3 rRNA genes are annotated in these 5,213 nt (G+C 55.1%); all 3 read left to right on the plus strand.

The features are described 5' to 3' along the window. A 16S ribosomal RNA gene (locus ABD882_RS18575) occupies positions 1-1,487 on the plus strand; the annotation flags it as partial. 420 nt (positions 1,488-1,907) lie between these two features. After that, a 23S ribosomal RNA gene (locus tag ABD882_RS18580) occupies positions 1,908-5,008 on the plus strand. 109 nt (positions 5,009-5,117) lie between these two features. After that, a 5S ribosomal RNA gene (gene rrf / locus ABD882_RS18585) occupies positions 5,118-5,213 on the plus strand; the annotation flags it as partial.

The raw sequence follows: 5,213 nt of genomic DNA on the forward strand, positions 1-5,213 counted from the left end.
TGGCGGCGTGCTTAACACATGCAAGTCGAACGATGAAGCCCAGCTTGCTGGGTGGATTAGTGGCGAACGGGTGAGTAACACGTGAGCAACCTGCCCCTCACTCTGGGATAAGCGCTGGAAACGGTGTCTAATACTGGATACGAGTTGGAACCGCATGGTTACCAACTGGAAAGATTTTTTGGTGGGGGATGGGCTCGCGGCCTATCAGCTTGTTGGTGAGGTAATGGCTCACCAAGGCGTCGACGGGTAGCCGGCCTGAGAGGGTGACCGGCCACACTGGGACTGAGACACGGCCCAGACTCCTACGGGAGGCAGCAGTGGGGAATATTGCACAATGGGCGGAAGCCTGATGCAGCAACGCCGCGTGAGGGACGACGGCCTTCGGGTTGTAAACCTCTTTTAGCAGGGAAGAAGCGTGAGTGACGGTACCTGCAGAAAAAGCGCCGGCTAACTACGTGCCAGCAGCCGCGGTAATACGTAGGGCGCAAGCGTTATCCGGAATTATTGGGCGTAAAGAGCTCGTAGGCGGTTTGTCGCGTCTGCTGTGAAATCCCGAGGCTCAACCTCGGGTCTGCAGTGGGTACGGGCAGACTAGAGTGCGGTAGGGGAGATTGGAATTCCTGGTGTAGCGGTGGAATGCGCAGATATCAGGAGGAACACCGATGGCGAAGGCAGATCTCTGGGCCGTAACTGACGCTGAGGAGCGAAAGGGTGGGGAGCAAACAGGCTTAGATACCCTGGTAGTCCACCCCGTAAACGTTGGGAACTAGTTGTGGGGTCCTTTCCACGGATTCCGTGACGCAGCTAACGCATTAAGTTCCCCGCCTGGGGAGTACGGCCGCAAGGCTAAAACTCAAAGGAATTGACGGGGACCCGCACAAGCGGCGGAGCATGCGGATTAATTCGATGCAACGCGAAGAACCTTACCAAGGCTTGACATATACGAGAACGGGCCAGAAATGGTCAACTCTTTGGACACTCGTAAACAGGTGGTGCATGGTTGTCGTCAGCTCGTGTCGTGAGATGTTGGGTTAAGTCCCGCAACGAGCGCAACCCTCGTTCTATGTTGCCAGCACGTAATGGTGGGAACTCATGGGATACTGCCGGGGTCAACTCGGAGGAAGGTGGGGATGACGTCAAATCATCATGCCCCTTATGTCTTGGGCTTCACGCATGCTACAATGGCCGGTACAAAGGGCTGCAATACCGTGAGGTGGAGCGAATCCCAAAAAGCCGGTCCCAGTTCGGATTGTAGTCTGCAACTCGACTACATGAAGTCGGAGTCGCTAGTAATCGCAGATCAGCAACGCTGCGGTGAATACGTTCCCGGGTCTTGTACACACCGCCCGTCAAGTCATGAAAGTCGGTAACACCTGAAGCCGGTGGCCTAACCCTTGTGGAGGGAGCCGTCGAAGGTGGGATCGGTAATTAGGACTAAGTCGTAACAAGGTAGCCGTACCGGAAGGTGCGGCTGGATCACCTCCTTTCTAAGGAGCATCTGACTTGCGTTGTTCTTTGAACGGCGTGGAGTCCAGAACCCAGATCGGGCCCGAATGTGGTTCGCTGGGAGCTCATGGGTGGAACATTTGACATGACATCGCGGATGCGTGGTGTTCTTAGTACGTCGGGCCTTTCGGGGTCTGGTGGGAACGGGACATGACGTGGATGGGGTGTCTGCACGCTGTTGGGTCCTGAGGGACCGGGTGCGGCCTTCGGGTCGTGACGGTTTTTCTGGCCCTTTTCTGGTTTCCGGTTTGTCTGGTTGCTGGTTGGGGGACCGCCCGTACTTTGAGAACTACACAGTGGACGCGAGCATCTTCGACATGGCCTTCGGGTTGTGTCGTTTTAGATGATCTTAAAGATCATTAATCAATTTCGATTTTTCGATTCTTGATGAACTCATGTGATTTCAAGTCTTTAAGAGCAAACGGTGGATGCCTTGGCATCTGGAGCCGAAGAAGGACGTAGCAATCTGCGATAAGCCTCGGGGAACTGATAAGCGAGTTTTGATCCGAGGGTGTCCGAATGGGGAAACCCCGCTGGGCGGCGTGCCGACCTAGTGACTCCCGCCTGAATATATAGGGCGGGTAGAGGGAACGTGGGGAAGTGAAACATCTCAGTACCCACAGGAAGAGAAAACAACATGTGATTCCGTGAGTAGTGGCGAGCGAAAGCGGAAGAGGCTAAACCGGGCGTGTGTGATAGCCGGCAGGCGTTGCACGTTCGGGGTTGTGGGACTTTTCGTATCATTCTGCCGAGTGGTGAACGTGACGAGTTGGTATAGGCGAACCGCATTGAAAGGCGGGTCGGAGAGGGTGCGAACCCCGTAGCCGAAATGCCAGTTCTCGGCGTGAAGAGTATCCCAAGTAGCACGGGGCCCGTGAAATCCCGTGTGAATCTGTCAGGACCACCTGATAAGCCTAAATACTCCCAGATGACCGATAGCGGACAAGTACCGTGAGGGAAAGGTGAAAAGTACCCCGGGAGGGGAGTGAAATAGTACCTGAAACCGTTTGCTTACAAACCGTTGGAGCCTCCTTAGTAGGGGTGACAGCGTGCCTTTTGAAGAATGAGCCTGCGAGTTAGCGATACGTGGCGAGGTTAACCCGTGTGGGGTAGCCGTAGCGAAAGCGAGTCTGAATAGGGCGATTCAGTCGCGTGTCCTAGACCCGAAGCGAAGTGATCTATCCATGGCCAGGTTGAAGCGACGGTAAGACGTCGTGGAGGACCGAACCCACTTAGGTTGAAAACTGAGGGGATGAGCTGTGGATAGGGGTGAAAGGCCAATCAAACTTCGTGATAGCTGGTTCTCTCCGAAATGCATTTAGGTGCAGCGTTGCGTGTTTCTTGCCGGAGGTAGAGCTACTGGATGGCCGATGGGCCCTACAAGGTTACTGACGTCAGCCAAACTCCGAATGCCGGTAAGTGAGAGCGCAGCAGTGAGACTGTGGGGGATAAGCTTCATAGTCGAGAGGGAAACAACCCAGACCACCATCTAAGGTCCCTAAGCGCGTGCTAAGTGGGAAAGGATGTGGAGTTGCTGTGACAACCAGGAGGTTGGCTTAGAAGCAGCCACCCTTGAAAGAGTGCGTAATAGCTCACTGGTCAAGTGATTCCGCGCCGACAATGTAACGGGGCTCAAGCACGCCACCGAAGTTGTGGCATTGACATTTATGGTAGGCCTTCGTGGTCCAGCCGTGTTGATGGGTAGGAGAGCGTCGTGTGGCGAGTGAAGCGGCGGAGTGATCCAGCCGTGGACGCTACACGAGTGAGAATGCAGGCATGAGTAGCGAAAGACGTGTGAGAAACACGTCCTCCGGAAGACCAAGGGTTCCAGGGTCAAGCTAATCTTCCCTGGGTAAGTCGGGACCTAAGGCGAGGCCGACAGGCGTAGTCGATGGACAACGGGTTGATATTCCCGTACCGGCGAAGAACCGCCCACACGAGATCAGGAGTGCTAAGCATCCCGAGACGCGGGGATCCCTTCGGGGACGATCGTGAGGAGGCATGCGACCCCATCTGGTGGAGTGAGCGTATTAACAGGTGTGACGCAGGAAGGTAGCCCAAGCCAGGCGATGGTTGTCCTGGTGCAAGTGCGTAGGCCGAACCGTAGGCAAATCCGCGGTTCACGTAGGCTGAGACACGATGCGGATAAAAAGTGGGTGATCCTATGCTGCCAAGAAAAGCATCGACGCGAGGTTCAAGCCGCCCGTACCCCAAACCGACTCAGGTGGTCAGGTAGAGAATACCAAGGAGATCGAGAGAATCGTGGTTAAGGAACTCGGCAAAATGCCCCCGTAACTTCGGGAGAAGGGGGGCCATCCACTTATACGGACTTGCTCCGAAAAGGGTGTGGTGGCCGCAGAGACTAGTGGGTAGCGACTGTTTACTAAAAACACAGGTCCGTGCCAAGTCGCAAGACGATGTATACGGACTGACGCCTGCCCGGTGCTGGAAGGTTAAGAGGACCGGTTAGCCGTAAGGCGAAGCTGAGAATTTAAGCCCCAGTAAACGGCGGTGGTAACTATAACCATCCTAAGGTAGCGAAATTCCTTGTCGGGTAAGTTCCGACCTGCACGAATGGCGTAACGACTTCCCAACTGTCTCAACCGCGAACTCGGCGAAATTGCATTACGAGTAAAGATGCTCGTTACGCGCAGCAGGACGGAAAGACCCCGTGACCTTTACTACAGCTTGGTATTGGTGTTCGGTGTGGCTTGTGTAGGATAGGTGGGAGACTTTGAAGCGTGGACGCCAGTTCATGTGGAGTCATTGTTGAAATACCACTCTGGTCACTCTGGATATCTAACTTCGAACCGTGATCCGGTTCAGGGACAGTGCCTGGTGGGTAGTTTAACTGGGGCGGTTGCCTCCCAAAAAGTAACGGAGGCGCCCAAAGGTTCCCTCAACCTGGTTGGCAATCAGGTGTCGAGTGTAAGTGCACAAGGGAGCTTGACTGTGAGACTGACAGGTCGAGCAGGGACGAAAGTCGGGACTAGTGATCCGGCAGTGGCTTGTGGAAGCGCTGTCGCTCAACGGATAAAAGGTACCTCGGGGATAACAGGCTGATCTTGCCCAAGAGTCCATATCGACGGCATGGTTTGGCACCTCGATGTCGGCTCGTCGCATCCTGGGGCTGGAGTAGGTCCCAAGGGTTGGGCTGTTCGCCCATTAAAGCGGTACGCGAGCTGGGTTTAGAACGTCGTGAGACAGTTCGGTCCCTATCCGCTGCGCGCGTAGGAAGTTTGAGAGGATCTGACCCTAGTACGAGAGGACCGGGTTGGACGAACCTCTGGTGTGCCAGTTGTCCTGCCAAGGGCACCGCTGGTTAGCTACGTTCGGGATGGATAACCGCTGAAAGCATCTAAGCGGGAAGCCGGCCTCAAGATGAGACTTCCATACCTTCGGGTGAGAGGCTCCCAGCCAGACTACTGGGTTGATAGGCCAGATGTGGAAGCACGGCAACGTGTGCAGCTGACTGGTACTAATAAGCCGATGACTTGATAACATCACCGTTCTGGTGCTTGCGTCCACTTTGTGGTTCTCGACGTACGGTCGAAACCGCGAACACAATCAAACAATCATGTTTGTGCTTGTTCGAGACACGTCAATAGTGTTTCGGCGGCCATAGCGTGAGGGAAACGCCCGGTCACATTCCGAACCCGGAAGCTAAGCCTCACAGCGCCGATGGTACTGCAGGGGGGACCCTGTGG

The organism is Microbacterium panaciterrae, assembly GCF_039541635.1.
Classification (GTDB): Bacteria; Actinomycetota; Actinomycetes; order Actinomycetales; family Microbacteriaceae; genus Microbacterium; species Microbacterium panaciterrae.